This is a genomic window from Streptomyces sp. NPDC005799, from assembly GCF_040630525.1.
Taxonomy (GTDB): domain Bacteria; phylum Actinomycetota; class Actinomycetes; order Streptomycetales; family Streptomycetaceae; genus Streptomyces; species Streptomyces griseorubiginosus_B.
In genome coordinates this window covers 1-23,774 of the sequence record NZ_JBEXXQ010000044.1, presented here as the reverse complement: position 1 = coordinate 23,774, position 23,774 = coordinate 1, and the positions used below count along the sequence as shown (strand labels likewise).

Here is a 23,774-nt window from a genome sequence, read left to right as displayed (position 1 = left end):
TGTCATGACCCGCTTCCACGTCGACTCCGAGGTCGGCCCGCTGCGCCAGGTGATCCTGCACCGCCCCGGACTCGAACTGTCCCGGCTGACCCCGCGCAACGTCGACGCCCTGCTCTTCGACGACGTCCTGTGGGCCAAGCGCGCCCGCGAGGAGCACGACGCCTTCGCCCAGGTGCTGCGCGACCACGGCGCCCGCGTCCACTACTTCACCGACCTCCTGGCCCAGACCCTGGACCTCGCCGAGGCCCGCAACTGGCTGCTGGACCGGGTCATCACCGCGGCCACCGTCGGCCCCGCCCTGCTCGACCCGGTGCGCGAACTGTGCGCCGGGCTCGACGGGGAGACCCTGGCCGGCTACCTGATCGGCGGCCTGCTCAAGAGCGACCTGCGGCTGGCGGCCCCGTACAGCCTGGTGTGGAGCGCCCTCGACGCCGAGGACTTCGCCCTCGCTCCGCTGCCCAACCACCTCTTCCCGCGCGACAACTCCTGCTGGGTGTACGACAAGTTGTCGGTCAACCCGATGGCCAAGACCGCCCGCCGCCGCGAGAGCCTGCACGCCGAGGCCATCTACCGGTTCCACCCGCTGTTCGCGGGCGCCGGGTTCGACCCGCTGCTCGAGGGGCCCGTCGGCACCCTGGAGGGCGGCGACGTGCACGTCCTCGGCAACGGGGCCGTGATGGTCGGCATGGGCGAGCGCACCACGGCCCAGGCGGTGGAGAACCTGGCCACCCGTCTGTTCGCCACGGGCACCGCGCACCGGCTGGTGGCCGTCCAACTCCCCGCCACCCGCGCCTACATGCACCTCGACACGGTGCTGACCATGGTCGACCGGGACGCGTTCACCGTGTACCCGGGTCTCGCCGACTCGCTGCGCTCCTGGACGCTCACGCCCAGCGCCGCACACGACACCGGCTTCGACGTCCGCCCGAACTCCGACCTGGCGACCGCGCTCGCCGAGGCACTCGACCTGGACAAGGTGCGGATGCTGTGCGCGCCGCAGGACGTCCGGGGCGCCGAGCGCGAGCAGTGGGACGACGGGAACAACTTCCTCGCCCTGGAGCCCGGCGTGATCGTCGGCTACGAGCGCAACGTCACCACCAACACCTACCTGCGCAAGCAGGGCATCGAGATCGTCACCATCGCCGGCGCCGAACTCGGCCGGGGCCGCGGCGGACCGCGCTGCATGAGCTGCCCCGTCGAGCGCGGCCCGGCCGTCTGACCGGCCAGGAGACCACCATGACCGTCGACCTGCGAGGCCGCTCCTACCTGAGCGAACTCGACTTCACCGCCCGCGAGATCCACCACCTGCTCGACCTGGCCGCCGACCTGAAGGCCGCCCGGCACACGGGTACGGAACGGCCCCGGCTGACCGGCCGGCACCTCGCGCTCATCTTCGAGAAGACCTCCACCCGCACCCGGTGCGCCTTCGAGGTCGCCGCCGCGGACCAAGGCGCCGCCACCACCTACCTGGGGCCCGGCGACACCCACATCGGCGCCAAGGAGTCCATCGCCGACACCGCCCGCGTCCTCGGCCGGATGTTCGACGCCATTGAGTACCGGGGCTCCGCCCACCATCTGGTGACCGAACTCGCCGCGCACGCCGGCGTCCCCGTCTACAACGGCCTCACCGACAGCGCGCACCCCACCCAGAGCCTCTGCGACGTCCTCACCATGCGTGAGCACAGCCGCAAACCCCTGCAGGACGTCGCCTACTGCTACCTCGGGGACGCCCGCAACAACATGGGCAACTCCCTGCTGTCGATGGGCGCCCTGCTCGGCATGGACGTACGCGTCGCCGCGCCCAGGGAGCTGTGGCCCGACCCCGCCCTGGTCGCCGCCTGCCGGGCGCGCGCCGAGGACAGCGGGGCACGCGTCACCCTCACCGAGGACGTAGAGACGGCGGTACAGGGCGCCGACTTCCTGCACACCGACGTATGGGTGTCGATGGGCGAGCCCGCCGAGCACTGGGGCGAGCGGATCGACCTGCTCCTGCCCTACCAGGTCAACGACAAGACCCTCGCGGCCACCGGCAACCCGGACGTGAGGTTCATGCACTGCCTCCCGGCCCTGCACGACCACGACACCCGCCTCGGCAGGGAAGTGCTGCGCAACTACGGCCTGGACGCGCTCGAAGTCACCGACGAGGTCTTCTCCTCACCCGCCTCGATCGTCTTCGACCAGGCGGAGAACCGGCTCCACACCATCAAGGCCGTACTCGTGGCCACCCTGGAGGACTGAAACCATGCGCATCCTCGTCGCCCTCGGCGGCAACGCCCTCCTGCACCGGGGCGAGCGCCCCGACGCCGCCGTCCAGCGCGCCAACATCGACCGCGTGGCCACGGCGATCGCCGCCCTGGCCATCGACCACGAGGTCGTCATCACCCACGGCAACGGTCCCCAGATCGGGCTGCTCGCCGTCGAGAGCGCCTCCGACCCGGCCCTGAGCGCCCCCTACCCGCTCGACCTCCTCGGCGCCCAGACGCAGGGCATGATCGGCTCCCTGCTGCTGCGCACCCTGTACAACACCCTGCCGGGACACCGTGTCGCCGCGCTGGTCACCCACACCCTCGTCCGGGCCGACGATCCGGCCTTCCACCACCCCACCAAGTTCGTCGGCCAGGTCTATCCCCGTCAGACGGCCCAGCTCCTGGCCCGCCGCCACGGCTGGCGGATCGCCCAGGACAGCACGGGCTGGCGCCGTGTCGTCGCCTCGCCGCTGCCCGAGCGGATCGTCGAGACCGACACGATCCACGAACTGCTCGCGGGCGGCACGCTCGTCATCTGCGCGGGCGGCGGGGGAGTCCCGGTCGTCGCCGACCGCGACAGCGGAGAGCTCAGCGGGGTGGAGGCCGTCGTCGACAAGGACCTGACCGCCGCTCTGCTCGCGGAGGACCTCAAGGCCGACTTCCTGCTCGTCCTCACCGATGTCCCCAACGTCTACGAGGACTACGGCACCCCGCGTCAACGCCCCCTGCACGACGCGACCCCCACCTCGCTGCGCCGCGGCGCCTTCCCGGCCGGCTCGATGGGCCCCAAGACCGAGGCGGCGGCCCGCTTCGTCGAGCGCACGGGCGGACTGGCGGCGATCGGCTCCCTGGACGCCGCGTACGAGATGCTGCACGGTCGCGCGGGAACCCTCGTACGCCCGGACCTCCCGGTCGGCTGAACGCATCCGGGCGGGTTCAGGGCGCGAGGGAGAAGTAGCTCTCCTCCTCCTGCGTGAAGTGCAGGCGCAGCACGGTGTTGAGGCCGTAGAGGCAGGCTCGCAAGTCGTCGAGCTGCTCGGGGGACAGTGTGCCGTCGGGCCCGGCCAGGGCGAGGTGGGTGGCCACGCGCCGGGCGAGCCGGTCGATCTCGGCGTGCGCGCGGCTCATGGTGGCCGTCGCCTCCGGGCCGCCGAGTGTCGGGGCGAGCGCGGGATACAGCTGGTGCTCCTCGGCGTACTCGTGCGGCAGCAGCCGCTCGGTCAGCAGCCGGTGCACCTCGGCCACCGCGGCGAGGCCGCCCGGTCCGGCGCCGTCCGACAGGTGGTCGGCGGCGTCGCGCACGGCGTCGAGCACGTCCCGGAGGTCGTCGTGTTCCGCCGCGAAGCGGTGGATGAGGGCTTCCGTCGAGGGCGGCACCACGGGACGGCCGTGCCCGTCGTCGCGCAGTACCCGCAGCGCGTTGAGGATCACGGCGACGTCGATGGCCTCCTGCAGCAGCGCGCCGACGGCCGGCGCGAGCAGCCCGAAGGCGGCCGCGACCATCGCGACCAGCGACAACACCATGCCGCCGAGCGCGCTCTGCACGGCGATGCGCCGCGCGCGCACGGCGATGGCGACCGCGTCGGCCAGACGGTCCACCCGGTCGGTGGTCAGGACGATGTCGGCGGCCTCGGAGGAGGCCGTGGAACCCCGTGCCCCCATGGCCACGCCGATGTCGGCGGCCGCGAGGGCGGGAGCGTCGTTGACCCCGTCACCCACCATCACCGTGACGGCGCGCTCGCGTTCGGCGCGCACCGCGGCGACCTTGTCGGCCGGTGCCAGACCGGCGCGCACGTCGTCCAGGCCGAGGACGGCACCGACCTCGCGCGCGGGCCCGGCACGGTCACCGGTGAGCATCACCAGCCGCCGGATGCCGGCCGCGCGCAGCCGACGCAGGGTGCGCGGCGCGTCGGCGCGCAGCGGGTCGCGCAGGAGTACGGCGCCGACCGGATCGCCGTCCGCGCAGAGCCAGGCCACGGCCGCCCCGTCGAGAAGCGCCCGGTTGTCCACCGACCGCGCCCACTGCGGCAGTTGGGCGCCGTCGTCGCGTCGGCCGATCGTCATCCGGCGCCCGCCCAGCGTGCCGGCCGCGCCCCGGCCGGGTTCCTCCGACACGTCCGCCGGCGTCGACAACCGCAGTCCTCGCTCGTGGGCCGCGTCCACCACGGCCTGGGCCAGGACGTGCGGCGAGTACTGGTCGAGCGAGGCGGCCAGCCGCAGCACCTCGGCCTGCTGCCACTCGGGTGCGGCGACCACGTCGAGGACGCGGGGGCGACCGGCCGTGAGCGTGCCCGTCTTGTCGAGCAGCAGCGTTCGCGCCCGGCCCAGGTTCTCCAGCGCCCCGCCGTCCCGGATCACCGCGCCGAGCCGGGAGGCCCGGGACAGACCGGAGACCACGGCCACCGGTGCCGCCAGCAGCAGCGGACAGGGTGTCGCCACCACCAGGACCGCCACCGCGCGCACGGCGGACCCGCTCAGCAGCCAGGCCGCGCCGGCGACCGCCAGGGACAGCGGCAGGAACCAGGCCGCGTACCGGTCGGCCAGCCGCACCACGGGCGCCGACTCCGCCCCGGCCTGTTGCGCCAGCCGTACGATCCCCGCGTACGTGCTGTCCCGCTCGGTGGCGGTGGCCCGCAGTTCGAAGGCGCCGCCCGCGTTGACCACGCCGCTGCGGACCGTCTCGCCCTGGAGGCGGCGCACGGTCAGCGGCTCACCGGTGAGCGCGGACTCGTCCAGCACGGCCTGCGCACCGGTCACCCGGCCGTCCACGGGTACGACCTCGCCGGGACCCACGACGAGCAGGTCACCGACGGCGACCTCGGCCGAGGGCACCGTGCGCACGCCGTCCGGGGTCAGCAGCCGCGCCGTGCGCGGCGCCCGCTCCAGCAGGGCGCGCAGATCGCGGGAGGCCCGGCGCTGCGCCGTCGCCTCGAGCGTGCGCCCGGTCGCCAGCATCAGCGCGATCAGCGCTCCGGCCAGGTACTCGCCCACGGCCAGCGTGCCCCCGAGGGCCAGGATCGCGATCACGTCGACGCCGCCGTGACCGCGCCGCAGGTCGGCGAGAACCCAGCCGACCGCCGGGACCACGGTGGCGACGGTGCCCAGCGCCCAGCAGACATCGGCCGCTTGGGAGGCACCCGCGAGGCGGCAGACGCCGCCGGCGACGAGCGCGACGGCCGTCACGGCCAGCAGCAGCGGTTCGATCCTCGGCGGCATGAGCAGCGCCGCGCGCAGGCCACGCAGGCGATTCCGTGCGGTGACTCGGTCCATGACGGTCCTCACTGGAGCGTTCGGTGCGGTTCAGTCGTGCGGGACGACGGCGACGGGGCATGCGACGTGGCGCAGGGCCGCGTGGGTGACGGGGCCGAGGTTCCACGCTCGCGCCGAGGGGCGGCGCCTGCGGCCCAGGACGGTCATCAGGGCGTGGATGGACGCGGCGGGCAGCACCTGCGCCGCGGAGCCCCGGGCGACGTCGTACACGACCTCCGTGTCGGGAAACTTCTCGCGCCACGGTGCCACGGCGGCGGCCAGCCGCCCTTGTTCGTCGGTCACGTATCCCTTGTCGGGGCGGCCGGTGGGCGGATGCGTCACCCAGGACGTCAGGGGCAGCGCCCGGACCGCGCGCAGACGTGCGCCGCGCAGATCGGCGGTGGTGAAGGCGAACTCCAGCAGCGGGTCGACGGCGGGGCCGGCCTCGCGGACGCCGACGACGACCTCCTGCCGGTCGGCCGTGGCCGGCCGCCGCGGTCCCACCGGCACGGCCGGGTCGTCCGCGCGCACGGTCACGGCGGGGCAGTGGGCCCGGCCCAGGACCTGCAGGCTGATGGAGCCGAGCAGGAAACCGGCCACCGAGCCGCGGCCGCGGGAGCCGAGCACCAGCATCGAGGCGCCGTCGCTCCGCTCGACCAGGGCCTGTGCCGCGGAGGCCGAGACGAGTTCGGTGGCCAGGGTGAGATCGCCGTGGCGATGCAGGAGTTCGGCCTCCATCCGCTGCAGCACCCGTCCGCCGTAGCTCTGCTTCCGCAGTGCCTCCTGGGCGACGGGCACATCGAGCGGTCGGGTGGTCCAGGAGTGCAGCAGCAGGAGGGGCGCGTGCCGGTCGACGGCTTCCTGCGCGGCCCACCACACCGCCGTCGCACTCGCGCTGGAGCCGTCGAATCCGACGACCACGGGCCCGCTCATCACGCACCTCCGATGCCGGCGCGGCGCGTGCCGCGCGTATGCCTCCCCATCTCCAGGCTGGTCGTCCGATCAGCCTGGAGCGAGGGCCGGACGGTGTGCGCTTGGGCCCGTAAGGCCCACTGCTTTCAGGATCAGGAAGCCGCCGACAGCGGGGCGTCCTGCAGCGCCCGCCACGCCGCGCGCCGTGGTGAGGGCGGTCCCTCGGGGCCGTAGCCCAGTCGGAGGACCATCTGGGCGTTGGCGCGTCGATCGTCCGGTGCGGACGGCAGCTGGTCGCGCAGGTCGGGCCACTCCACTGCCTGGTGCAGGAGGGAGGCGCGGACGCCGTGGGCGGTGACGACCAGCAGGACCCGTTCCAGGGCCTGTCCGGCGCGCAGCCAGTCCGTGCGGCGGTCGTGCGTGGTGGACAGCACGGCGAGCGAGGGGCGCTTCTCGAAGGGGCGGGCGGGCAGCACGGAGGGGTGGCGGTGGGCGCCGAAGTCCCGCATGGGGACGCGCTCGTGGTAGTCCTGCGGGCCGACGGCTGTCGGCGGGATCCCGAGCGCGGTGTGGTCCGGTTCCCGCACCCACTGCCGGCTCTCGGCGGACCGGTCCGCGTCCGCCGTGTTGCGCAGTTCGCCTTCGCGCGTCAGCCGCAGTACCCGGTCGACCTCGGCCGGTCCGGGAACGCCCAGCTGGGCCCCTTCGGCGTGTGCGGCTTCGGTCAGCTCGGTGAGCAGGGCGGTGGGCAGGGGCCGGTCCGAGTACGGGAAGCGGCTGCTGTGCCGGTGCCACACGGCGTCGTACAGCTGCGGCGGAGCCGTGGAGCGCGCGGCGCCGGCCAGTCGCACGGTGGCCAGCAGGTCCGGCTCGCCGGGGTGGGGCAGCAGGCGGGTGACGGGCTCCCAGCCGAAGTGGGCGACCGCGAGCCGGAGGTTGAACACCGCGCAGCCCACGGAGACGTGCAGCGCGCGTCCCGCCGGGTCGGCGTGGCGCAGGGTGCGGTGGGGCGCCGCCCGGATCTCCAGCGTGACCGTGTCCGGATCGAGCCGGAACCGCCAGGGCTGGGTGTTGTGCACGGAGGGCGCGGCGACGGCCGCCGAGACGAGCTTCTCCAGGGTCGCGACGTCCAGGACCGTGGTGGTCATGGGGGCCTCCTCCCCGCCCTGCGGCGGCCGGGCCGATGGTGACCCCACCCACGGTGGCCCCGGGCGGGCCGGCGGGGGAGGGGCCGTACGGCCTCGGAACCCGCCGGACGGCCCTCCCCGCGTCAGCGGCGCACGGGATGCTCTCCGGCCTCCGGCTGCTCCAGCTGCGAGGCGAGCACGGCGGCCTGCACCCGGCGCTGCACGCCGAGCTTGGCCAGCAGCCGGGAGATGTGGTTCTTGACGGTCTTCTCCGACAGATACAGCCGCTTGCCGATCTCGCGGTTGGTCAGTCCGTCCCCGATCAGCGTCAGGATCTCCCGCTCGCGCGGCGACAGGCTCGCCAGCTCGGGGGAGAGCTCCGGTGCCTCGGCGGGCTCGGTGCGCAGGGTGCGCATCAGCCGGGCCGTGGTCGCCGGGTCGAGCATCGACTGGCCCGAGGCGACCGTGCGGACGGCCGAGACCAGGTCCGAGCCGCGGATCTGCTTGAGCACATAGCCCGACGCCCCGGCCATGATCGCGTCCAGCAGCGCGTCCTCGTCGTCGAAGGACGTCAGCATCAGCACCGCCAGCTCCGGCATCCGGCTGCGCAGGTCACGGCAGACGGAGATGCCGTCGCCGTCCGGCAGCCGCACGTCCAGGACGGCCACGTCCGGACGCACCGCGGGCGCGCGGACCAGCGCGTGCTCGACGTTCTCGGCGTCGCCGACCACGGAGATGTCCGGCTCGGCGTCCAGCAGGTCGGCGAGACCTCGCCGGACGACCTCGTGGTCGTCGAGCAGGAAGACGCGGATGGGGTTCTCCGCCGTGAAGGTGCGTGCCTCGGTCATATCGGCCTCTCGTTCCCCTGTAGGGCGGACTGCGGACCGCCCCTGAGGCGATCATGACGCGCCCGGGCCGGTCGCACCAGGGCCGACCGGCCCTACTGCCGAACCTACGTCGAGCAGAGCCGGAAGGGGAACGAGATTGCTCTGCCGGGATGTCAGCGCGTGGCCGGACGCTTCCGGGACAGTTCCGCGGCCGGGGTGTCCTCGCCCAGGTCGAACCGTACGTCCACCACGCCCTCCACGGCCCGCACCAGCCGCGCCGCGACGGGCACCAGGGACCGGTCCCTGACCCGCCCGGCGAGCAGGACGACACCCTCGTGGACCTCGACCCGCACCGCGGACGCCGGGGCCGGGAAGAGGTAGGCCACGACCTCGCGTCGTACCTCCTCGGCGATGGAATCGTCCTCGCGCAGGAACACCTTCAGCAGGTCGGCCCGGCTGACGACACCCTCCAGCCGGCCGGTGCCGTCCACCACCGGCAGCCGTTTCACCCTGGCCCGGGCCATCGTCCGGGCGGCCTGGGCCAGGGTCGCGCCGGCCTCCACCGTGAGGGCGGGAGCGGTCATCAGCTCCTCGGCGGTGAGCGAACCCGCCTTGGCGAGGTCGGACAGCCGGCGCAGTTGCGTGTAGCGGTCGGGGTCGCTGTCGCGGAACTCCTCCTTGGGCAGCAGATCCGCCTCGGAGACGATCCCGACGACGTGGCCGCCGTCGTCGACCACGGGCAGCGCGCTGACCCGGTGGTCCTGCATGGTCCGCACGATGTCCTTGAACGCCTCCCCGCGGCGGGCGGTGACCACGGAGCGGGTCATCACATCACTGACGATGTGGGGTGTCGCGTGCGGCGTGGTCATCGCATGCTCCCGCTGCCGTAGGGGGCGTACAGGTCCAGCAGGCGGGTACGGGCCGCGCGCAGCCGGTCCGCCACGACCTCGCCCACCCAGCGGGCGACGGTCTCGCCGAACGCCGGATCCTCCTTGCACATCTCGCGGACCGCCACGGCGTCGAACTCGAACGCCCGCACGGGCGTCGCCGCCTCCGCGCCGAGGTGCCAGGTGTGCGGGGTGAACAGCCAGGACCAGCCGACGAGGTCGTTGTGCCCGAGGGACTCGATGACGGCGGCCCGGCGGCCGGGTACGTGCATGTCCAGCTCGACCGTCCCGGTACGGATGATCCAGAAGCGGTCGGCGTGGCCGCCCTCGTGGAAGAGGCGGGTGCCCTCGGGGATCGACACCTCCCGGGCCACCTTCATCAGCCTCTCCCGGTGCTCGGCGGGCAGCGCCCGCGGCAGGCTGGTCGTGACGGGACCGTTCATGGCTGGCCTCCCGGGGGACGCGTACGGAACTGCCAGTTCCAGCGTGTGCGCCCGGAATGTCGGGGACCATGGGCCACCCGGCCCCCGGGCGGGGCCGTCCGGCTATGGCGCGTCGCTCCACTTCCGGTAGGCCGCCACGGCCGTCGGCAGGGTAGGGAAAATCAGGTTCTTGCCGACCGAGTCGACCAGGCCGTAGGCCGCCAGGTCGTCCAGCAGGTCCTGCTTCACCCGGGCCAGGGCGAACACGACGCCCCGCCGGGTCAGTTCTCGGCGCAGCTCGTCCACCGCGTCCAGGGCGGTGATGTCGACCTCGACATTGGCCTCGGTGTTGAGGACGAACCAGCGAACCGGCTCGGTCTGTTCGTCCACGGCGGCCAGCGCGCGCCGCCGGAAGTCCTCGGCGTTGGCGAAGAAGAGAGGGGAGTCGTAGCGGTACACGAGCAGGCCCGGAATGGTGCGGGCGGCCGGGTAGTCGTCGATGTCGTGCATGCCGGCCACCCCGGGCACCAGGCCCTCGACGGCGTCGTGCGGGCGGGCGACCCGGGTGAGCAGCTCGGCCACCGACAGGCCGACGGCGACGATCACCCCGTACAGGATGTCCAGCGCGAGCACCCCGGCCAGGCAGCCCAGCGCCAGGAGCAGTTCGCGGCGGCGGAAGGAGGCCAGGCGGCGGAAGCCGGCCAGGTCGATCATGCGCGTGGCCGCGTAGACGACGAGCGCGCCGAGGACCGCCGAGGGGGTACGGCTGAGCAGGGGGCTCAGGAACAGCAGGACGGCGAGCACCAGAGCTCCGGCCACCAACGAGTACACCTGGCTGCGCGCGCCCGCCGAGGTGGCGAGCGCGGTACGGCTGGCGCTGCTGCTGACCGGGAAGCCGTGCACGAGGCTCGCGCCGAGATTGGCCGCGCCCAGGGCCAGGAACTCCTGGTTGGCGTCCAGGACCGCCTCGTCGTCGTCATGCCCGGTGAAGGCGCGCGCGGTGAGGATGAAGTCGGTGTAGGCGACGAGCAGGACGCCGAGGGCGGGCAGGACCAGCTGCGGCACCTCGCCGAGATCCGGAAGGGCGAGGGAGGGCAGGCCCGCCGGGACATCGCCGATGACCTTGATGCCGTACCGGTCGTCCAGGTCGAGGACGGTCACGGCCACCGTGCCCAGCACCACCGCCAGCAGCGGCCCGGGCAGCGTGGGGAAGAAGTGGGACACCGCGAACAGCAGCGCCAGCGTGGCGGCGGAGAACAGCACCGTGGCCAGGTGGACCTGCCCCAAGTGGATGAGGAACGACCACAGTTGGGCGAAGAAGAGGGAACCCTTGATCGGTACCCCGGTCAGCTTGGTCAGCTGGTCGACCACCATGATCAGGGCCACGCCCGCCAGGTAGCCGATCAGCACCGGGCGGGAAAGCAGATCGGCGACGAAGCCCAGGCGCAGCAGCCGGGCCGCCACGCACAGCAGACCGACGGTCGCGGCGAGCGTGGATGCCAGCACGGCGTACCGGTGCGCGTCGGAGCCCGCGAGCGGGGCGACCACGGTCGCCGTCATCAGGGCCGTCGTCGACTCGGGCCCCACCGACAGCAGCCGGGACGAGCCGAGCAGGGCGTAGAGGGCGAGGGCGGGAAGGATCGCCCACAGCCCGGCGACCGGCGCCAGACCGGCCACGCCCGCGTACGCCATCACCTGCGGCACCAGATACGCGGCGACCGTGGCTCCGGCCAGGAGATCGCCGCGCAGCCAGGCGCGCCGGTATCCGGCCAGCGCGGCGGCGCCGGGCAGCACGCGCCGCAGGGTGGGGACGGGCCGGTCCGTGCCAGGTGACATGGCACTCCTTCCGCAGAGTGCCCCAAGGATCCACGAGCCGTCCGGACCGGCCAACGCCGACCTGCCGGTCGCGGCCAACTGGTCCGGCGGAAGGGGCCCTTCAGCCCAACGGATGCCGACCTTCGGCATGCCGCGCCGGGCGGCCGCCGCGAGCAGATTGAGCGGTGCAGAGAAACAGCCGACCAGCACCGACTCCCCCGAAGGGACCACGATCATGGCAGTCCACGAGCACCCGCATCGTCATGTGGGATTCCGTCTTCCCTCGCTGAGGCGGGCGGGGACGGCTGAAGCAACCGCCGGTTCCACGACGGCGGTGAGCGCGTACGTCTTCGCCGGGCTGCGTCTGGTGATGGGCTTCGTCTTCCTCTGGGCGTTCCTCGACAAGACGTTCGGGTTCGGTTACGCGACGCAGTCCGGCAAGGGCTGGATCGACGGCGGCTCGCCCACCAAGGGCTTCCTGAGCTCGGTGGCCGCCGGCCCGATGGAGTCGACGTTCCACAGCTGGGCCGGGGACACCTGGGCGGACTGGCTGTTCATGCTGGGTCTGCTGGGCATCGGTCTGGCGCTCGTCTCCGGTGTCGCGCTGCGGCTGGCCGCGGTCGCGGGCACCGCGATGATGGCGCTGATGTGGATCGCGGAGTGGCCGCCGGCCAAGCACCTCTCGGACGGATCGCTGAGCATGTCCACGAACCCGTTCGCCGACTACCACCTCGTCTACGCGGTGGTCCTCATCGCCCTGGCAGCCGTGGGCGCCGGTGCGACCTGGGGGCTGGGCAAGGCCTGGGCACGGTTGCCCTTCGTCAGCCGCCACCCCTGGCTGCAGTAACGGCGGGAGGCCCGGCGGGCCCCGTGACGGGGCCCGCCGCGCCGTGCCCGGTTGGGCCGGTCGGTCCCGGTGGGGGACGAGCGGCCCCTGCAGTGGAGAGCCGCAGTTCACGAGGCTGGAAGCAGATTCCCCGATGAGGAGGCAGAACCATGGTCCGCAACGTTGTCGCAGGTCTGGACGGCTCGGCGGAGAGCCGCGCCGCAGTTGAGTGGGCGGCCCGCGAGGCGGAGCTGCGCGGCCTGCCACTGAAGATCGTGCACGCCTGGGAGCCCGTACCCGAGCCGATCGCCCAGGCACCCCTCGTCGGCGGCGAGACTCTCCAGCACTGGAGCGAGAAGATCCCCCGCGAGACCGGAGAGGGCGTCCGACTGCGCCACCCCGGCCTCGACGTCGTCACCGAACAGGTCGTCGGCACGCCCGCGGACGCCCTGACGGACGCGGCGAAGGGCGCCGAACTGCTGGCCCTCGGCTCCCGTGGCCTCAGCGGCGTCGGCGGCTTCATGATCGGCTCCGTCGGCCTGTCCGTGATCGCCCACGCCGAACGTCCCGTCGTCCTGGTTCGGGCCGGCGAGCAGGCCGCCGACGAACACGAGCCCGACCCGACGGGCATCCCGTCGGCCGCCACCCGCTACCGCCCCGTCGTCCTGGGCCTCGACGTCACCGGCCCCGACCCCTCGGTGATCGAGTTCGCCTTCGAGGAGGCCGCCCGGCGCGGCACGTCCGTGCGGGTCGTGTACGGCTGGAACCTGCCGCCGTACTACACCTACGGCCTGGCCGGCGACCCCGAGTTCCACGAGGAGATCACCGAACAGAAGGCCCGCGCCCTGGCCGCGGTGCTGGTCCCCTGGCGGGCGAAGTACCCGGCCGTCGAGGTGAGCGCCGAGGCCCGCGCGGGCAGCGCCGCCAATCACCTCGTCGACGCCTCTCACGAGGCCTCCCTCGTCGTGGTCGGCCGCCGTGTCCGGCGCAGCCCGGTGGGCGCGCACATCGGCCCCGTCACCCACGCCGTCCTGCACCACGCCACCGCCCCCGTCGCCGTCGTCTCGCACGGCTGACCCGTCCCCCCTTTTCGAGGAGTTGACCCCATGAAGGCAGCCGTCGTACGAGCCTTCGGCGAGCCCCTGGTGATCGAGGAGCGCCCCGACCCGGAACCCGGCCCCGGCCAGGTCCGTATCCGCGTCGAGGCCTCCGGGCTGTGCCACACCGACATCCACGCGGCGCACGGCGACTGGCCCGTCAAGCCGAACCCGCCGTTCGTCCCCGGCCACGAGGGCGTCGGCCTCGTCGAGAAGCTCGGCGACGGCGTCACCCACCTCACGGTGGGTGAGCGGGTCGCCGTGCCCTGGCTGGGCAGGGCGTGCGGGCGCTGCGAGCACTGCCTGTCCGGCTGGGAGACGCTGTGTGAGCAGCAGATCAACACCGGCTACGGCTGCGACGGCGGGTACGCCGAGAAGATGCTCGCCTGGGCCGACTTCGCCCAGCCGGTGCCCGACGGCATCACCCCCTTCGAGGCCGCCCCGCTGACCTGCGCCGGCGTCACCACGTACAAGGCGCTGAAGGTCGCCGATGTCAGGCCGTCCCAGCTGGTGGCGATCTCCGGTGTGGGCGGGCTCGGTCACCTCGCCGTTCAGTACGCGAAGATCGCCGGCGCCACCGTCGCCGCGATCGACGTCACCGACGACAAGCTCGAGCTCGCCGCGGAACTCGGTGCCGACCTGGTCATCGACGCCCGCAAGGAGAACGTGGGCGAGGTCCTCAAGGCGCACGGCGGAGCCCACGCCGCCATCGCGCTCGCCGTGAACGAGGCCGCCTTCTCGGCCGTCAACTCCGGTCTGCGGCGCGGCGGGAAGCTGGTCATGGTGGCCCTGCCGGCGCACGGCACGGTCCAGGTCCCCATCTTCGACACCGTTCTCAACGGCACCAGCGTGATCGGCTCCATCGTCGGCACCCGGCAGGACCTCGCCGAGGTCTTCCAACTGCACGCCGCCGGCCGTACGAAGGTCATCCACGAAACCCGCCCGCTGGCCGCCGTCAACGAGTCCATCGACGCCGTCCTGCGGGGCGAGGTCAAGGCACGCATCGTCTTCGACCTGGACGCGGGGCGGTGACGACGATGGAACTGCCCCTGGTGGTGGGCGTGGACGGCTCCGAGCCCAGCCTGCGCGCCGTCGACTGGGCCGCAGACGAGGCCGCCCTGCGCGGGGTGGCGCTGCGGGTCGTGTACGCCTCACTGTGGGAACGGTACGAAGGCGCGTCCCTGGTCGGGGAGTTCGCCGGGGTGCGCGACGAAGGGCTCGCCGAGGCCATCGTCGAGGGCGCCGCCCGCCGGGCCCGCGAGCGGCATCCGGACCTCAAGGTGAGCGCCGAGGTCGTCCCGGAGGAGCCGGAGTACGTGCTGCCGAGGCTGAGCCGCGACGCCACCGCCGTGGTGGTCGGCACCCGCGGCCGCAGTGGACTGGCCGAGGCGTTGCTGGGCTCGGTGAGCCTCGCCGTCGCCGCGCACGCGCACAGCCCGGTGATCGTGGTGCGCGGCAGCCACGACAACCAGGCCCGCAGGCCGGTCCAGGGCCGGGTCCTGCTCGGCGTGGGGGAGGACGGCCCTGCGGCCCTGCGCTTCGCCTTCGAGGAGGCGAGGCTGCGCGCGGTGCCCCTGGAGGCGGTACGGGCCTGGCGGTGGCCCGCGCACGAGACCACCGACCATCCCCTGCTGGCCGGCGAGCCCGCCCGGCTGCACGAGGAGCAGGCCGTCGAGATGCTGGAGACGGCGCTGCGGGACGCGCCCGCCGGCATCGACGTACACCGGCGCACCGTCGAGGGCCACGCCCGCCGGGTGCTGGCCGACCTCTCGCACCACGCCGATCTGCTGGTCGTCGGGACGAAGCGGCCGCACGGACACCTCGGTCGCGTCGCCCACGCGGTGCTGCATCACTCCGCCTGCCCGGTGGCGGTCGTACCTCAGGACGCGTGAGTCACAGGCTCGCCGCGTGGTCGGGAACGTAGTTCTGCAGATCGCGCGGCGAGCGTACATAGCCCGTCGACTCCGGCCGCTTCGGCAGTTCCAGGACCGGCGGCGGCACGTCGTGGTAGGGCAGCGAGTCCAGCAGGTGGGCGATCATGTTCAGCCGGGCCCGGCGCTTGTCGTCGCTCTCCACGACGTACCAGGGCGCCTCGGAGATGTCGGTGTGCACCAGCATCTCGTCCTTCGCCCGGGAGTACGCCTCCCAGTGGGTGATCGACTCCAGGTCCATCGGAGAGAGCTTCCAGCGCCGCAGCGGATCCTCCAGACGCTTGCGGAACCGCTCCTGCTGCTCGATGTCGCTCACCGAGAACCAGTACTTGCGCAGCAGGATCCCGTCCTCCACCAGCATCCGCTCGAAGATCGGGCACTGCCGGAGGAAGAGCTGGTGCTCCTCCTTCGTGCAGAAGCCCATCACATGCTCGACCCCGGCCCGGTTGTACCAGGACCGGTCGAACAGCACGATCTCCCCGGCGGCCGGCAGATGCTCGACGTAGCGCTGGAAGTACCACTGGGTCTGCTCGCGCTCGGTCGGCTTGGGAAGCGCCGCGATACGCGCCACGCGCGGGTTGAGGTGTTCGGCGACCCGCTTGATGGTGCCGCCCTTGCCCGCCGCGTCCCGCCCTTCGAAGATCACCACCAGTCGCGCGCCTTCCGCGCGCACCCACTCCTGGAGTTTGACCAGCTCTGTCTGCAGGCGCAGCAGTTCCTGCTCGTACGTCCTGCGCGGCAGAGCCGCCACCGTCTTCTTGCCGGCCATGCCGCCGCCCCTTCCCGTGGCCTGCGTGCGGACACCGGGGGCCGACCGGCCCTCGGATCACCGCCGGTCAGCCCATGGGACCTCGCCCCGATCCGCTGGACGCTCGAAGTGTAAGGAAACCCGGAGGAGAACCGCGATGACCGACGACACGACCGGTGGGCCGCGGGTCCACGCCCTGCTGGCGGACGGCACCACCGTCCGCATCCGGCCCGTGGCGCCGGCCGACCACGACCAGCTCCAGGGCCTGTACGAGGAGATGTCCCCGGAGAACCTGCGGCTGAGGTTCTTCGGCGCGAGCCGCCGCTCCGCCGAACTGGCCGCAGACCGCGCCTGCACGCGGCGGCCCGGGTACCTGGCGCTGCTGGCCGAGCGGTCCGGCCAGGTGATCGGGCTCGCCGAGTACGACACCGGGGGCGCCGGCACCGAGGCGGAGATCTCCATCGCGGTCGCCGACGGCCTGCACCACCGCGGTGTCGGCACCCTCCTCGTCGAACACCTCGTCTCGGCCGCCCGCGCGGCCGGCGTCACCGGCTTCACCGCCGACGCGCTCAGCGAGAACCGCGAGGTGCTCGGCCTCTTCGCCGACCTCGGTCTGCGCACCGCCCGGCACTTCGAAGGCCCGGAGGTGCGCTGCACCATCTCGCTCGCCGAGGACGACACCTACCTCACGGCCGTGGAGGAACGCGGCCGGGCCGCCGACGTCCGCAGCCTGCGACCGCTGCTGCGGCCCGAGGCGGTCGTGGTGGTCGGCGCCGGACGCAAGCCGGGCTCCGTCGGCCGGGCGGTCCTGCACCACCTCAAGGCCGGCGGTTTCACCCGCCGGCTGTTCGCGGTGAACCCCGCCGCGACCTCGATCCTCGGCGTGCCCTCGTATCCGTCGGTCAGCGCCCTGCCCAGGACCCCCGACCTCGCCGTCGTCGCCGTGCCCGCCGCCGCGGTGCCGGCCACCGCGGAGGAGTGCGGCAAGGCGGGCGTGCGCGCCCTGCTCGTGGTGACCGCCGGGCTCGACGCCGACCAGGCGCAGGCCCTGCTGGCGGCCTGCCGCGACCACGGCATGCGCCTCGTCGGCCCCAACTGCCTGGGGCTGTCCAACACCGACCCGGACCTGCGCCTGGACGCGACCTTCGCCGCGAACCACCCGAGCCCGGGCACGGCGGGTGTGGCCGTGCAGTCCGGCGGGGTGGGTATCGCGTTGCTGGACGGGCTGTCCCGGCTGGGCATCGGCGTGTCCTCGTTCGCGTCGCTGGGGGACAAGTACGACGTCAGCGGCAACGACCTGCTGCAGTGGTGGGAGAGCGACGGCCGCACCGAGCTGGCGCTGCTGCACCTGGAGTCCTTCGGCAACCCGCGCGCCTTCTCCCGCACCGCCCGCCGGGTAAGCCGCCGCATGCCGGTCCTCACCGTCGACGCCGGCCGCACCGACGCGGGCCGCCGCGCCGCCGCGTCCCACACCGCGGCCGCCGCCACCCGCACCATGACCAGGGGTGCCCTCTTCACCCAGGCCGGCATCACCGCCACCCGCTCGGTGGGCGAACTCCTCGAAGCCGCGGCCCTGTTGCACTCCCAGCCGCTGCCCACCGGAGCCCGCGTCGCCGTCGTCACCAACGCGGGCGGTGCCGGTGTCCTCGCCGCCGACGCCTGCGCCGAGGCCGGGCTCACCCTGCCGGCGCCCACCCCCGAACTGATCGACGACCTGCTCGCCGTACTGCCCGAGGGTGCCGCCGTTGGCAACCCCATCGATGCCACCGCCGCCGTCTCCGAGGACCAACTCGCCCAAGCCGTCGATCGGTTGACACGACACGCCGGCATCGACACCGTGCTCGTCGCCCTGGTGCCCACGGCCGTGGCCGCCGCCACCGGAGACGACCTCGTACGCGCCGTGACCCGGGTGTCCGGCCCCCGCCCGAAGCCCGTGATGGCCATACGGCTGGAACAGGCGCTCCCCGTCGAACTGTTGCCCGCGACCGACGGGTCCACCGTCCCCTCGTACGCCGAACCCCAGGCCGCGGCAAGGGCGTTGGCGCACGCGGCCCATCGCGCCGCCTGGCTCGCCCGCCCCGCCGGCACCGTGCCCGACCTCGACGCAGTGGACACCGACCGGGCCCACGCGATCGTGGAGACCTACCTCGACGCCCACCTCGACGGAGGCTGGCTCGAGCCGCGCGCCTGCGCCGAACTCCTCGACTGCTACGGCATCCCCCAGCTGCCGTGGGCCTGGGCGGAGACCGAGGAGGACGCCGTCCTGGCCGCCGAGCGGCTGCACGGCGCCGACGGCCGGGTGGTGATGAAGGGGCACTGGCCCGGGCTGCTGCACAAGACCGCCGAGCACGCCGTCCATCTCGACCTGCGGGGCGAGCACCAGGTGCGCGCCGCCTTCCGGGACCTGCAGACCCGGTTCGCCGGACTGCTCACCGGAGTGGTCCTCCAGCCGCTGGCCGACCGGGGCACCGAACTGTTCGCGGGCGTGGTCCAGGACCAGGTCTTCGGCCCGCTCGTGCTCTTCGGCCTCGGCGGCACCGCCACCGAGGTGCTCGCCGACCACGCCGCCCGTCTCGCGCCGCTCACCGACCACGACGTGCACGACCTGATCACGACCCCGCGCTGCGCGCCCCTGCTGTTCGGCGCCCAGGGCAGCGGGCCCGTCGATCTCCAGGGTCTCGAACAACTGCTGCTGCGGCTCTCCCGCATGGCGAGCGACCTGCCGCAGCTCGCCGAGGCCGACTTCAACCCCGTACTCGCGACACCGGGCGGAGTCACCGTGCTCGATGCGCGCGTGCGCCTGCTGCCCCGCAGGCCGCAAGACCCGTATCTGCGCCGACTCCGCTGAGGAGGGAACACCATGAAGCACAACAAGGTCGGCTCCGTGATGAGCACGGAGGTCGTCCGCGCCGAGTACGGCACCCCGTTCAAGGAGGTGGCGCGCATGCTCGGTGAGCACCGCATCAGCGGACTGCCGGTGGTCGACGAGGACGACAAGGTCATCGGCGTCATCTCCGAGACCGATCTGATGGCCCGCCAGGCGGACACGCCCGACCCCTTCGAACCGAGGAAGCGCTTCCGGTTCGCCGCCCTCACGGCGAGCGCCCGGCGACAGGCGGCGAAGGCGGGGGCACGAACCGCCGGGCAGCTGATGTCCGAACCGCCGGTCACGGTCCACGCCGACAACACCATCGTCGAGGCCGCCCGCACCATGGCCGAACACCGCGTGGAGCGGCTGCCCGTCCTCGACGAGGCGGACCGGCTCGTCGGCATCGTCACCCGCCGGGACCTGCTGAAGGTCTTCCTGCGGCCGGACGCGGAGATCCGCACCGAAGTGGTCGAGGAGGTGCTGGTCCGTGCGCTGTGGCTGCCGCCGCGCAGCATCGACGTCGCCGTGACCGAGGGCGTGGTCACGCTCACCGGTCACATGGAACGCAAGAGCGAGACGGAGATCGCGATCTCGATGACCCGTCAGATCGACGGGGTGGTCGCGGTCGTCGACAAGCTCACCTTCCGGCTGGACGACTCCCACATCCAGCCCGACGAACAGGCCCTGCACGGCGTGGCCGACGACTGGCTGCGCCGGATCTGACAGGAGGCGAGACACCATGACCGACAAGGTGCTGGTCACCTACGGGACGACGAACGGATCCACCGCCGAGATCGCCGAGGCCGTGGCCGACGTCCTGCGCAAGGACGGCCTCACGGTCGAGACCGCCCCGGCGGCATCGGTCGCCGACGTGACACCGTACGACGCCGTGGTGGTCGGCGGCGGCCTGTACGCCGGACGCTGGCACAAGGACGCCCGGCGCTTCGTCCGCCGGCACCGCCGGGCCCTCGCCGAACGGCCCCTGTGGCTGTTCAGCAGCGGCCCGCTGGACGCCTCGGCCTCCGAACGGGACATCCCGCCCGTGCCCGGCGTACGGCGCACCATGACCCGGCTCGACGCGCGAGGACACGTCACCTTCGGCGGCTGCCTCCAGGAGGGCGCGAAGGGACGCATCGCGCGGATGATCGTCCGCAACGGAAAGGGCGGCGACTTCCGCGACTTCACCGCCATCGAGACCTGGGCGGCGTCCGTCGCCGACGAACTGGCGGGGGCGCCCCGGTAGAAATGAACACCTGAACACGACCTCCACGAGGAGGTGCGTCATGAGCATCATCCGTCAGGTTCCCGAACTCACGGCCGAGGCGGTGCTGTACCTGGCCGCCGGAGTCCTGGCCTTCTTCTGCATCGGGCTGGCCGCCTCGCTGATCGGCCTGCCCCTGGTCCCGCTGCTGATCCCGGCCATCGTGGCGCTGGTCCTGCTGGCGCGGCGCCTGCACCGGGGACACCAGGGACCAGCGATGTAGGTCCCGGCACGATCACAGGGACGATCCCGGCGCACGGTGCGCCGGGATCGTCCCTGTCGCGAGCCGGAGTTACCGGTTCACGGTCAGCGGCACGGTGTCGACCGTCACGGGCCGGCCGTCCTTCGCCGACAGGAAGTACGCCGTCAGCAGACCGGGTCCCGAACGGGTTGCCTGGTAGGGGAAGACGACGTCGAAGCTGCCGCGGGTGCCGGTCCCGGACGTCGCCCGGACCCGGACGTCGGCCGCGGTGTGCTTCGCGGCATCGGTGACCTTGAGCCGGAACACGGCCTCGAAGGTGTTGGCCGTACCCCAGACCCGCAGCGGTGTGCGCACCGTGTCACCGATCATGGGGGACTCCACCAGGACGGCCGGGCAGACGTCCTCGAAGTCGGCTCGCCCGACCGGCCCGTTGATGACGACGCCTTCGCCGCCGAGGTGCTTCACCAGTTTGCCGTCGATCTCGAAGCGGACCTTCTGCACACCGGAGAAGCGTGTCGCGGTGAACACGACCTGCGCGAGGCGCGCCCGCATCGACAGGCTGCCGCCCCCGTCGTCGTAGCGGCCGGAGAGGTCGACCGTGGCCACGTGATCACGGATGACGACGGAGTGCAGCAGCGTCCCGGACGGGATGGCGGTGGTGCGGCCCTGGTGACGTTCCGAGCTGCTCGGCCCGGCCAGCAGGGCGCGCAGCGCACCGGTGGCGGTCGCGGGGGCCGTGACGGTGCGTGGGGCGGGTGAGACCTTGTCGCCGTGCAGGAAGTACACGGCCGTCCTGGCCGCCGGTTTGGCGCCGGCGCCGGTCGAGGCCGACGGCGTCGAGGGTTGCGGATCGGTCGAGCGGGGCGTGGTGGGTGCGCCCGAGGTGCCCCCGGACGTGCCTGTCCCCGTGGCTGCTTCTGTTCCCGTTCCCGTGGATGGAGTGGTGGACTGACCGGCGCCGTTGGAGCCGGTCGTCGTGGTGGTGCCGCAGCCGGTGAGAGCGAGGAGCGGCACGGTCAGCGCGGCCGACAGCACGAGGGCGCGGTGTCTGGACGCGTGGGCCACAGGCAGGGGTTCGGTGTTCATGGCAGTCTCCTCCGACACTTCCAGCGAACCGCGCCGGCAGCACACCCTCCAGAGCTGTCCGGCCCTGTTCATGGTCCGAACGGCACGGCGGGCGAGGGCCGTTCGGCATCGGACGGCGGACGCGGGACCCATCCCCGTGGTGCCCTGCGGCGAGGACGCTGAAGGTGCACGGTTCACGAAGGGTGGTACCGATCATGTCCGTCACCCACGAGAAGCCGGGACGCGCGGCCCTGCACCTGGCCCGCGCCGCCGCCTCCGCTCCCTCGCCGCACAACAGCCAGCCCTGGTTCTTCGTAGAGGAAGGCCACGACCACGGGTTCGAGCTGCATGCAGACGGAGGCCGCCGGATGGTGCTCACCGACCCCGGCGGACGCGAGATGGTCATCGCCTGCGGGGCGGCCCTGTTCAACGTGCGTGTCGCCATACGCCACCTGGGCTTCCGGCCCGTCGTCGATGTCCTCCCGGATCCCGCGGATCCGGACTACCTGGCCCGCGTCGGATTCGGAGCCCACACCCCGGTCACCGACGAGGAGGAGCTGCTGGCCGGGGCGATGTTCCACCGGCACACCCACCGAGGCCCGTTCGGACCCGAGCCGGTGTCCGAGGAGCTGCTGGACGCGCTGCGGGAACAGGCGCGCGCGGAGGGCGCCCTCCTCCAGGTCATCGACAGCTCCGAGAAGTTGGATGCGCTGACGGACCTGGTGCGCACCGCGGAGGAGGCGGACCGGGCCGACTTCTGGCACACCGTCGAGCTCGGCCGCTGCGTGGGACCGTCCGGCGTGCCCGTCGAGGCGTGCCGTCCGCATCCCGACCTCACGCTGCTGGCGGCCCGCGACTACCTCGGCCTGTCCCGCCGCTTCACCGTCTCGGCCCGTCGGCAGGGCCTCGGCACGGGAACCGTCGCCGTCCTCTCCACGCCGTACGACAACCGGGCCGACTGGCTGCTGGCCGGGCAGGCGCTGCAACGCGTCCTGCTCCACGCGGCGCACCATGGTGTGATGGCGGGCTTCCACACCCAGCCCCTGGAGCACCCAGCGCTACGTGCCGAATTGCGCAGGAACGTCGCCGCCGGCCGCTACCCGCAGATGGTGCTGCGCCTCGGTCACCCCATGGCCGTCCGCTGCACACCACGTCGCCCGCCCACGGAGGTGCTCAAGCAGGGCCCGCTCGCGGCTCGGCGCTGACGACGCCCGGCAGAGCTCCGTACCACCCCTCGGCACCGGGTCTCCGTAGGGAGAACGGTGGAAACCGTGAAGCCGTTCATAAGAATGGGCGAGGTTGCGAGGATGTGCTGTGCTCGGTCGGCAGCGCGGGGGGAAGGGCGCCGGCGGCCCGCCCTCACCCCTCTCGTCCGCGACAAAGCCGCACGGTGCCGGAGGACGACATGTCCGCGACCCATCGCCGGCTCACGGGGCTGTCCGTGCTGCCCTTCGCCATGATGGCCGCTGCCGCCCTGCTCGACGTCGCGGTGGGCCCGTCCGATCCGCCCGGTCCGGGAAGACGTGGCCCCTGGGCAGGAAGCCGAGGTGACGCATGGCGATGCGCATCTTGAACAGCGCAGCGCCGCAGCCGATGACTGGGTGGTGGAGAGGGAGGGTGCCCTGACGGCCGCGGCGGATCAGGAAGCAGGGCGCGCGACCGGCGGGCGGGCGCGAAGCGGTCATGACCGGTACCGCCCTTTCGTCGGCGGGTGCGTTCTCGTGGGCGCACCCGCGGGCGGCTGTCCTTCCTGGGCCGTGGCATGAGAACGGCTCGGGGCCGATCGGCCCCTGTGCGGCGGGCGGCACCGCGGCGGAGGACAGGGGCGGGCACGGAAAGGACCGCCTGACGCGGGGTTAATGGGCCGGTGGGCGTGGTCTGTGACCCGTTGGGCTCATGCCGCGGGCGGCACCGCGGTGAAAGCCTGGATGCGGATGAGGAATTGACCGAGGGCCAATCAAGCCCGGTGACGGACGACTTGGCGGGGACGGCCCGACCGGCGGGCATCCGCCGCTTCACAGCCGACGTCCTCGCGGACGACCGGCACGGCGACGCGCCCGCGCACCGTTCGGGCACCGGAGCGACCGTCGGTCCCGTGCCCGGGATCGCACCAGGCCGACGCTCTGTGACCGCGCGGACCGCGCCGAGACGAAGGGGTGGACGTGATGAAACGGCAGAAGTCCCTGTGGGACTACGCCTTGATCCACCGACGGGATTTCGAAGTTCTCCGAGGGCGGGTTCTGGGCTTTCGGCTGGTGTGCGGGCAGGAGGTGTCCGCTGGTCTGCCCAG

Annotated in this window: 21 protein-coding genes; 12 read left to right on the top strand and 9 right to left on the bottom strand. The window is 73.0% G+C overall.

The window, feature by feature from the left end; all coding sequences use genetic code 11:
- Positions 1 to 4: 4 nt before the first annotated feature.
- Genes ABZ453_RS35030 through ABZ453_RS35020 form a run of 3 tightly spaced genes read left to right on the top strand, consistent with a single transcriptional unit; the run spans position 5 to position 3,166 of the window.
- Positions 5 to 1,219, top strand: coding sequence for an arginine deiminase (locus tag ABZ453_RS35030; protein ID WP_359021454.1), 1,215 nt, complete (start codon positions 5 to 7; stop codon positions 1,217 to 1,219).
- Between the two features lie 17 nt (positions 1,220 to 1,236).
- A complete protein-coding gene (gene argF, locus ABZ453_RS35025) occupies positions 1,237 to 2,238 on the top strand; it encodes an ornithine carbamoyltransferase (protein ID WP_359021452.1) in 1,002 nt (333 codons plus the stop codon).
- A gap of 4 nt (positions 2,239 to 2,242) precedes the next feature.
- Positions 2,243 to 3,166, top strand: a complete 924-nt coding sequence (locus ABZ453_RS35020) for a carbamate kinase (protein ID WP_359021450.1) — start codon at positions 2,243 to 2,245, stop codon at positions 3,164 to 3,166.
- A 16-nt stretch (positions 3,167 to 3,182) separates the two neighbouring features.
- Here ABZ453_RS35020 and ABZ453_RS35015 read toward each other — a convergent pair whose 3' ends face one another.
- The 7 genes from ABZ453_RS35015 to sulP all read right to left on the bottom strand — a co-directional run bounded on the left by ABZ453_RS35015 (position 3,183) and on the right by sulP (position 11,506).
- Entirely contained in the window at positions 3,183 to 5,516 is a 2,334-nt protein-coding gene (locus ABZ453_RS35015; RefSeq protein WP_359021448.1) for a heavy metal translocating P-type ATPase, read from the bottom strand.
- 30 nt (positions 5,517 to 5,546) lie between these two features.
- Entirely contained in the window at positions 5,547 to 6,428 is an 882-nt protein-coding gene (locus ABZ453_RS35010) for a universal stress protein (RefSeq protein ID WP_359021446.1), read from the bottom strand.
- A gap of 131 nt (positions 6,429 to 6,559) precedes the next feature.
- Entirely contained in the window at positions 6,560 to 7,555 is a 996-nt protein-coding gene (locus tag ABZ453_RS35005) for a hypothetical protein (protein WP_359021444.1), read from the bottom strand.
- Positions 7,556 to 7,677: 122 nt separating this feature from the next.
- Complete coding sequence (locus ABZ453_RS35000) at positions 7,678 to 8,382, bottom strand: response regulator transcription factor (RefSeq protein ID WP_359021442.1); 705 nt, start codon at positions 8,380 to 8,382, stop codon at positions 7,678 to 7,680.
- 152 nt (positions 8,383 to 8,534) lie between these two features.
- Positions 8,535 to 9,230: a CBS domain-containing protein gene (locus ABZ453_RS34995; protein ID WP_359021440.1), complete on the bottom strand. Its 696-nt coding sequence runs from the start codon at positions 9,228 to 9,230 to the stop codon at positions 8,535 to 8,537.
- Positions 9,227 to 9,691 (bottom strand): cyclic nucleotide-binding domain-containing protein, encoded by a 465-nt coding sequence (locus ABZ453_RS34990; protein WP_358608266.1) that lies wholly within the window; start codon positions 9,689 to 9,691, stop codon positions 9,227 to 9,229. Before ABZ453_RS34990 ends, ABZ453_RS34995 begins: the two co-directional genes overlap by 4 nt.
- Positions 9,692 to 9,793: 102 nt before the next feature.
- Positions 9,794 to 11,506: a sulfate permease gene (gene sulP, locus ABZ453_RS34985; RefSeq protein WP_359021438.1), complete on the bottom strand. Its 1,713-nt coding sequence runs from the start codon at positions 11,504 to 11,506 to the stop codon at positions 9,794 to 9,796.
- A 214-nt stretch (positions 11,507 to 11,720) separates the two neighbouring features.
- Between sulP and ABZ453_RS34980 the strand changes: the two genes are divergently transcribed.
- The 4 genes from ABZ453_RS34980 (at position 11,721) to ABZ453_RS34965 (ending at position 15,300) form a co-directional block, all read left to right on the top strand.
- A complete protein-coding gene (locus tag ABZ453_RS34980; protein WP_359021436.1) occupies positions 11,721 to 12,332 on the top strand; it encodes a hypothetical protein in 612 nt (203 codons plus the stop codon).
- Between the two features lie 149 nt (positions 12,333 to 12,481).
- Positions 12,482 to 13,387, top strand: a complete 906-nt coding sequence (locus tag ABZ453_RS34975) for a universal stress protein (protein ID WP_359021434.1) — start codon at positions 12,482 to 12,484, stop codon at positions 13,385 to 13,387.
- A 30-nt stretch (positions 13,388 to 13,417) separates the two neighbouring features.
- Positions 13,418 to 14,440, top strand: coding sequence for a zinc-dependent alcohol dehydrogenase (locus ABZ453_RS34970; protein ID WP_359021432.1), 1,023 nt, complete (start codon positions 13,418 to 13,420; stop codon positions 14,438 to 14,440).
- 5 nt (positions 14,441 to 14,445) lie between these two features.
- Entirely contained in the window at positions 14,446 to 15,300 is an 855-nt protein-coding gene (locus tag ABZ453_RS34965; RefSeq protein ID WP_359021573.1) for a universal stress protein, read from the top strand.
- Between the two features lies 1 nt (position 15,301).
- On the opposite strand, the gene ppk2 is transcribed toward ABZ453_RS34965, so the two are convergent.
- A complete protein-coding gene (ppk2, locus tag ABZ453_RS34960) occupies positions 15,302 to 16,108 on the bottom strand; it encodes a polyphosphate kinase 2 (protein ID WP_359021430.1) in 807 nt (268 codons plus the stop codon).
- A gap of 136 nt (positions 16,109 to 16,244) precedes the next feature.
- Here ppk2 and ABZ453_RS34955 point away from each other — a divergent pair, with 136 nt between their 5' ends.
- The 4 genes from ABZ453_RS34955 to ABZ453_RS34940 are packed head-to-tail and all read left to right on the top strand — an operon-like array spanning position 16,245 to position 20,440.
- Positions 16,245 to 18,935 carry a GNAT family N-acetyltransferase gene (locus ABZ453_RS34955; protein WP_359021428.1) on the top strand — a complete coding sequence of 897 codons (2,691 nt, stop codon included), beginning with the start codon at positions 16,245 to 16,247 and terminating at the stop codon, positions 18,933 to 18,935.
- 12 nt (positions 18,936 to 18,947) lie between these two features.
- On the top strand, positions 18,948 to 19,679 hold the full coding sequence (locus ABZ453_RS34950) for a CBS domain-containing protein (protein ID WP_359021426.1): 732 nt from the start codon (positions 18,948 to 18,950) through the stop codon (positions 19,677 to 19,679).
- 16 nt (positions 19,680 to 19,695) lie between these two features.
- On the top strand, positions 19,696 to 20,199 hold the full coding sequence (locus ABZ453_RS34945; protein WP_359021424.1) for a flavodoxin domain-containing protein: 504 nt from the start codon (positions 19,696 to 19,698) through the stop codon (positions 20,197 to 20,199).
- Between the two features lie 40 nt (positions 20,200 to 20,239).
- Complete coding sequence (locus ABZ453_RS34940) at positions 20,240 to 20,440, top strand: hypothetical protein (protein WP_359021422.1); 201 nt, start codon at positions 20,240 to 20,242, stop codon at positions 20,438 to 20,440.
- 69 nt (positions 20,441 to 20,509) lie between these two features.
- On the opposite strand, the gene ABZ453_RS34935 is transcribed toward ABZ453_RS34940, so the two are convergent.
- A complete protein-coding gene (locus ABZ453_RS34935; protein ID WP_359021420.1) occupies positions 20,510 to 21,505 on the bottom strand; it encodes a GerMN domain-containing protein in 996 nt (331 codons plus the stop codon).
- Between the two features lie 194 nt (positions 21,506 to 21,699).
- On the opposite strand from ABZ453_RS34935, the gene ABZ453_RS34930 reads away from it, so the two are divergent.
- Positions 21,700 to 22,689, top strand: coding sequence for a hypothetical protein (locus ABZ453_RS34930; RefSeq protein WP_359021418.1), 990 nt, complete (start codon positions 21,700 to 21,702; stop codon positions 22,687 to 22,689).
- Positions 22,690 to 23,774: the final 1,085 nt, after the last annotated feature.

What these genes read in the sequence shown, in the direction of transcription:
- ABZ453_RS34990 (WP_358608266.1), bottom strand. Translation starts at nt 9,691, where the DNA reads ATGAACGGTCCCGTCACGACCAGCCTGCCGCGGGCGCTGCCCGCCGAG.
- ABZ453_RS34950 (WP_359021426.1), top strand. Translation starts at nt 18,948, where the DNA reads ATGAAGCACAACAAGGTCGGCTCCGTGATGAGCACGGAGGTCGTCCGC.
- ABZ453_RS35020 (WP_359021450.1), top strand. Translation starts at nt 2,243, where the DNA reads ATGCGCATCCTCGTCGCCCTCGGCGGCAACGCCCTCCTGCACCGGGGC.
- ppk2 (WP_359021430.1), bottom strand. Translation starts at nt 16,108, where the DNA reads ATGGCCGGCAAGAAGACGGTGGCGGCTCTGCCGCGCAGGACGTACGAG.
- ABZ453_RS34980 (WP_359021436.1), top strand. Translation starts at nt 11,721, where the DNA reads ATGGCAGTCCACGAGCACCCGCATCGTCATGTGGGATTCCGTCTTCCC.
- ABZ453_RS35015 (WP_359021448.1), bottom strand. Translation starts at nt 5,516, where the DNA reads ATGGACCGAGTCACCGCACGGAATCGCCTGCGTGGCCTGCGCGCGGCG.
- ABZ453_RS35000 (WP_359021442.1), bottom strand. Translation starts at nt 8,382, where the DNA reads ATGACCGAGGCACGCACCTTCACGGCGGAGAACCCCATCCGCGTCTTC.
- ABZ453_RS34965 (WP_359021573.1), top strand. Translation starts at nt 14,446, where the DNA reads ATGGAACTGCCCCTGGTGGTGGGCGTGGACGGCTCCGAGCCCAGCCTG.
- ABZ453_RS34975 (WP_359021434.1), top strand. Translation starts at nt 12,482, where the DNA reads ATGGTCCGCAACGTTGTCGCAGGTCTGGACGGCTCGGCGGAGAGCCGC.
- ABZ453_RS34940 (WP_359021422.1), top strand. Translation starts at nt 20,240, where the DNA reads ATGAGCATCATCCGTCAGGTTCCCGAACTCACGGCCGAGGCGGTGCTG.
- ABZ453_RS35005 (WP_359021444.1), bottom strand. Translation starts at nt 7,555, where the DNA reads ATGACCACCACGGTCCTGGACGTCGCGACCCTGGAGAAGCTCGTCTCG.
- ABZ453_RS34945 (WP_359021424.1), top strand. Translation starts at nt 19,696, where the DNA reads ATGACCGACAAGGTGCTGGTCACCTACGGGACGACGAACGGATCCACC.
- argF (WP_359021452.1), top strand. Translation starts at nt 1,237, where the DNA reads ATGACCGTCGACCTGCGAGGCCGCTCCTACCTGAGCGAACTCGACTTC.
- ABZ453_RS35030 (WP_359021454.1), top strand. Translation starts at nt 5, where the DNA reads ATGACCCGCTTCCACGTCGACTCCGAGGTCGGCCCGCTGCGCCAGGTG.
- ABZ453_RS34970 (WP_359021432.1), top strand. Translation starts at nt 13,418, where the DNA reads ATGAAGGCAGCCGTCGTACGAGCCTTCGGCGAGCCCCTGGTGATCGAG.
- ABZ453_RS34955 (WP_359021428.1), top strand. Translation starts at nt 16,245, where the DNA reads ATGACCGACGACACGACCGGTGGGCCGCGGGTCCACGCCCTGCTGGCG.
- ABZ453_RS35010 (WP_359021446.1), bottom strand. Translation starts at nt 6,428, where the DNA reads ATGAGCGGGCCCGTGGTCGTCGGATTCGACGGCTCCAGCGCGAGTGCG.
- sulP (WP_359021438.1), bottom strand. Translation starts at nt 11,506, where the DNA reads ATGTCACCTGGCACGGACCGGCCCGTCCCCACCCTGCGGCGCGTGCTG.
- ABZ453_RS34995 (WP_359021440.1), bottom strand. Translation starts at nt 9,230, where the DNA reads ATGACCACGCCGCACGCGACACCCCACATCGTCAGTGATGTGATGACC.
- ABZ453_RS34935 (WP_359021420.1), bottom strand. Translation starts at nt 21,505, where the DNA reads ATGAACACCGAACCCCTGCCTGTGGCCCACGCGTCCAGACACCGCGCC.
- ABZ453_RS34930 (WP_359021418.1), top strand. Translation starts at nt 21,700, where the DNA reads ATGTCCGTCACCCACGAGAAGCCGGGACGCGCGGCCCTGCACCTGGCC.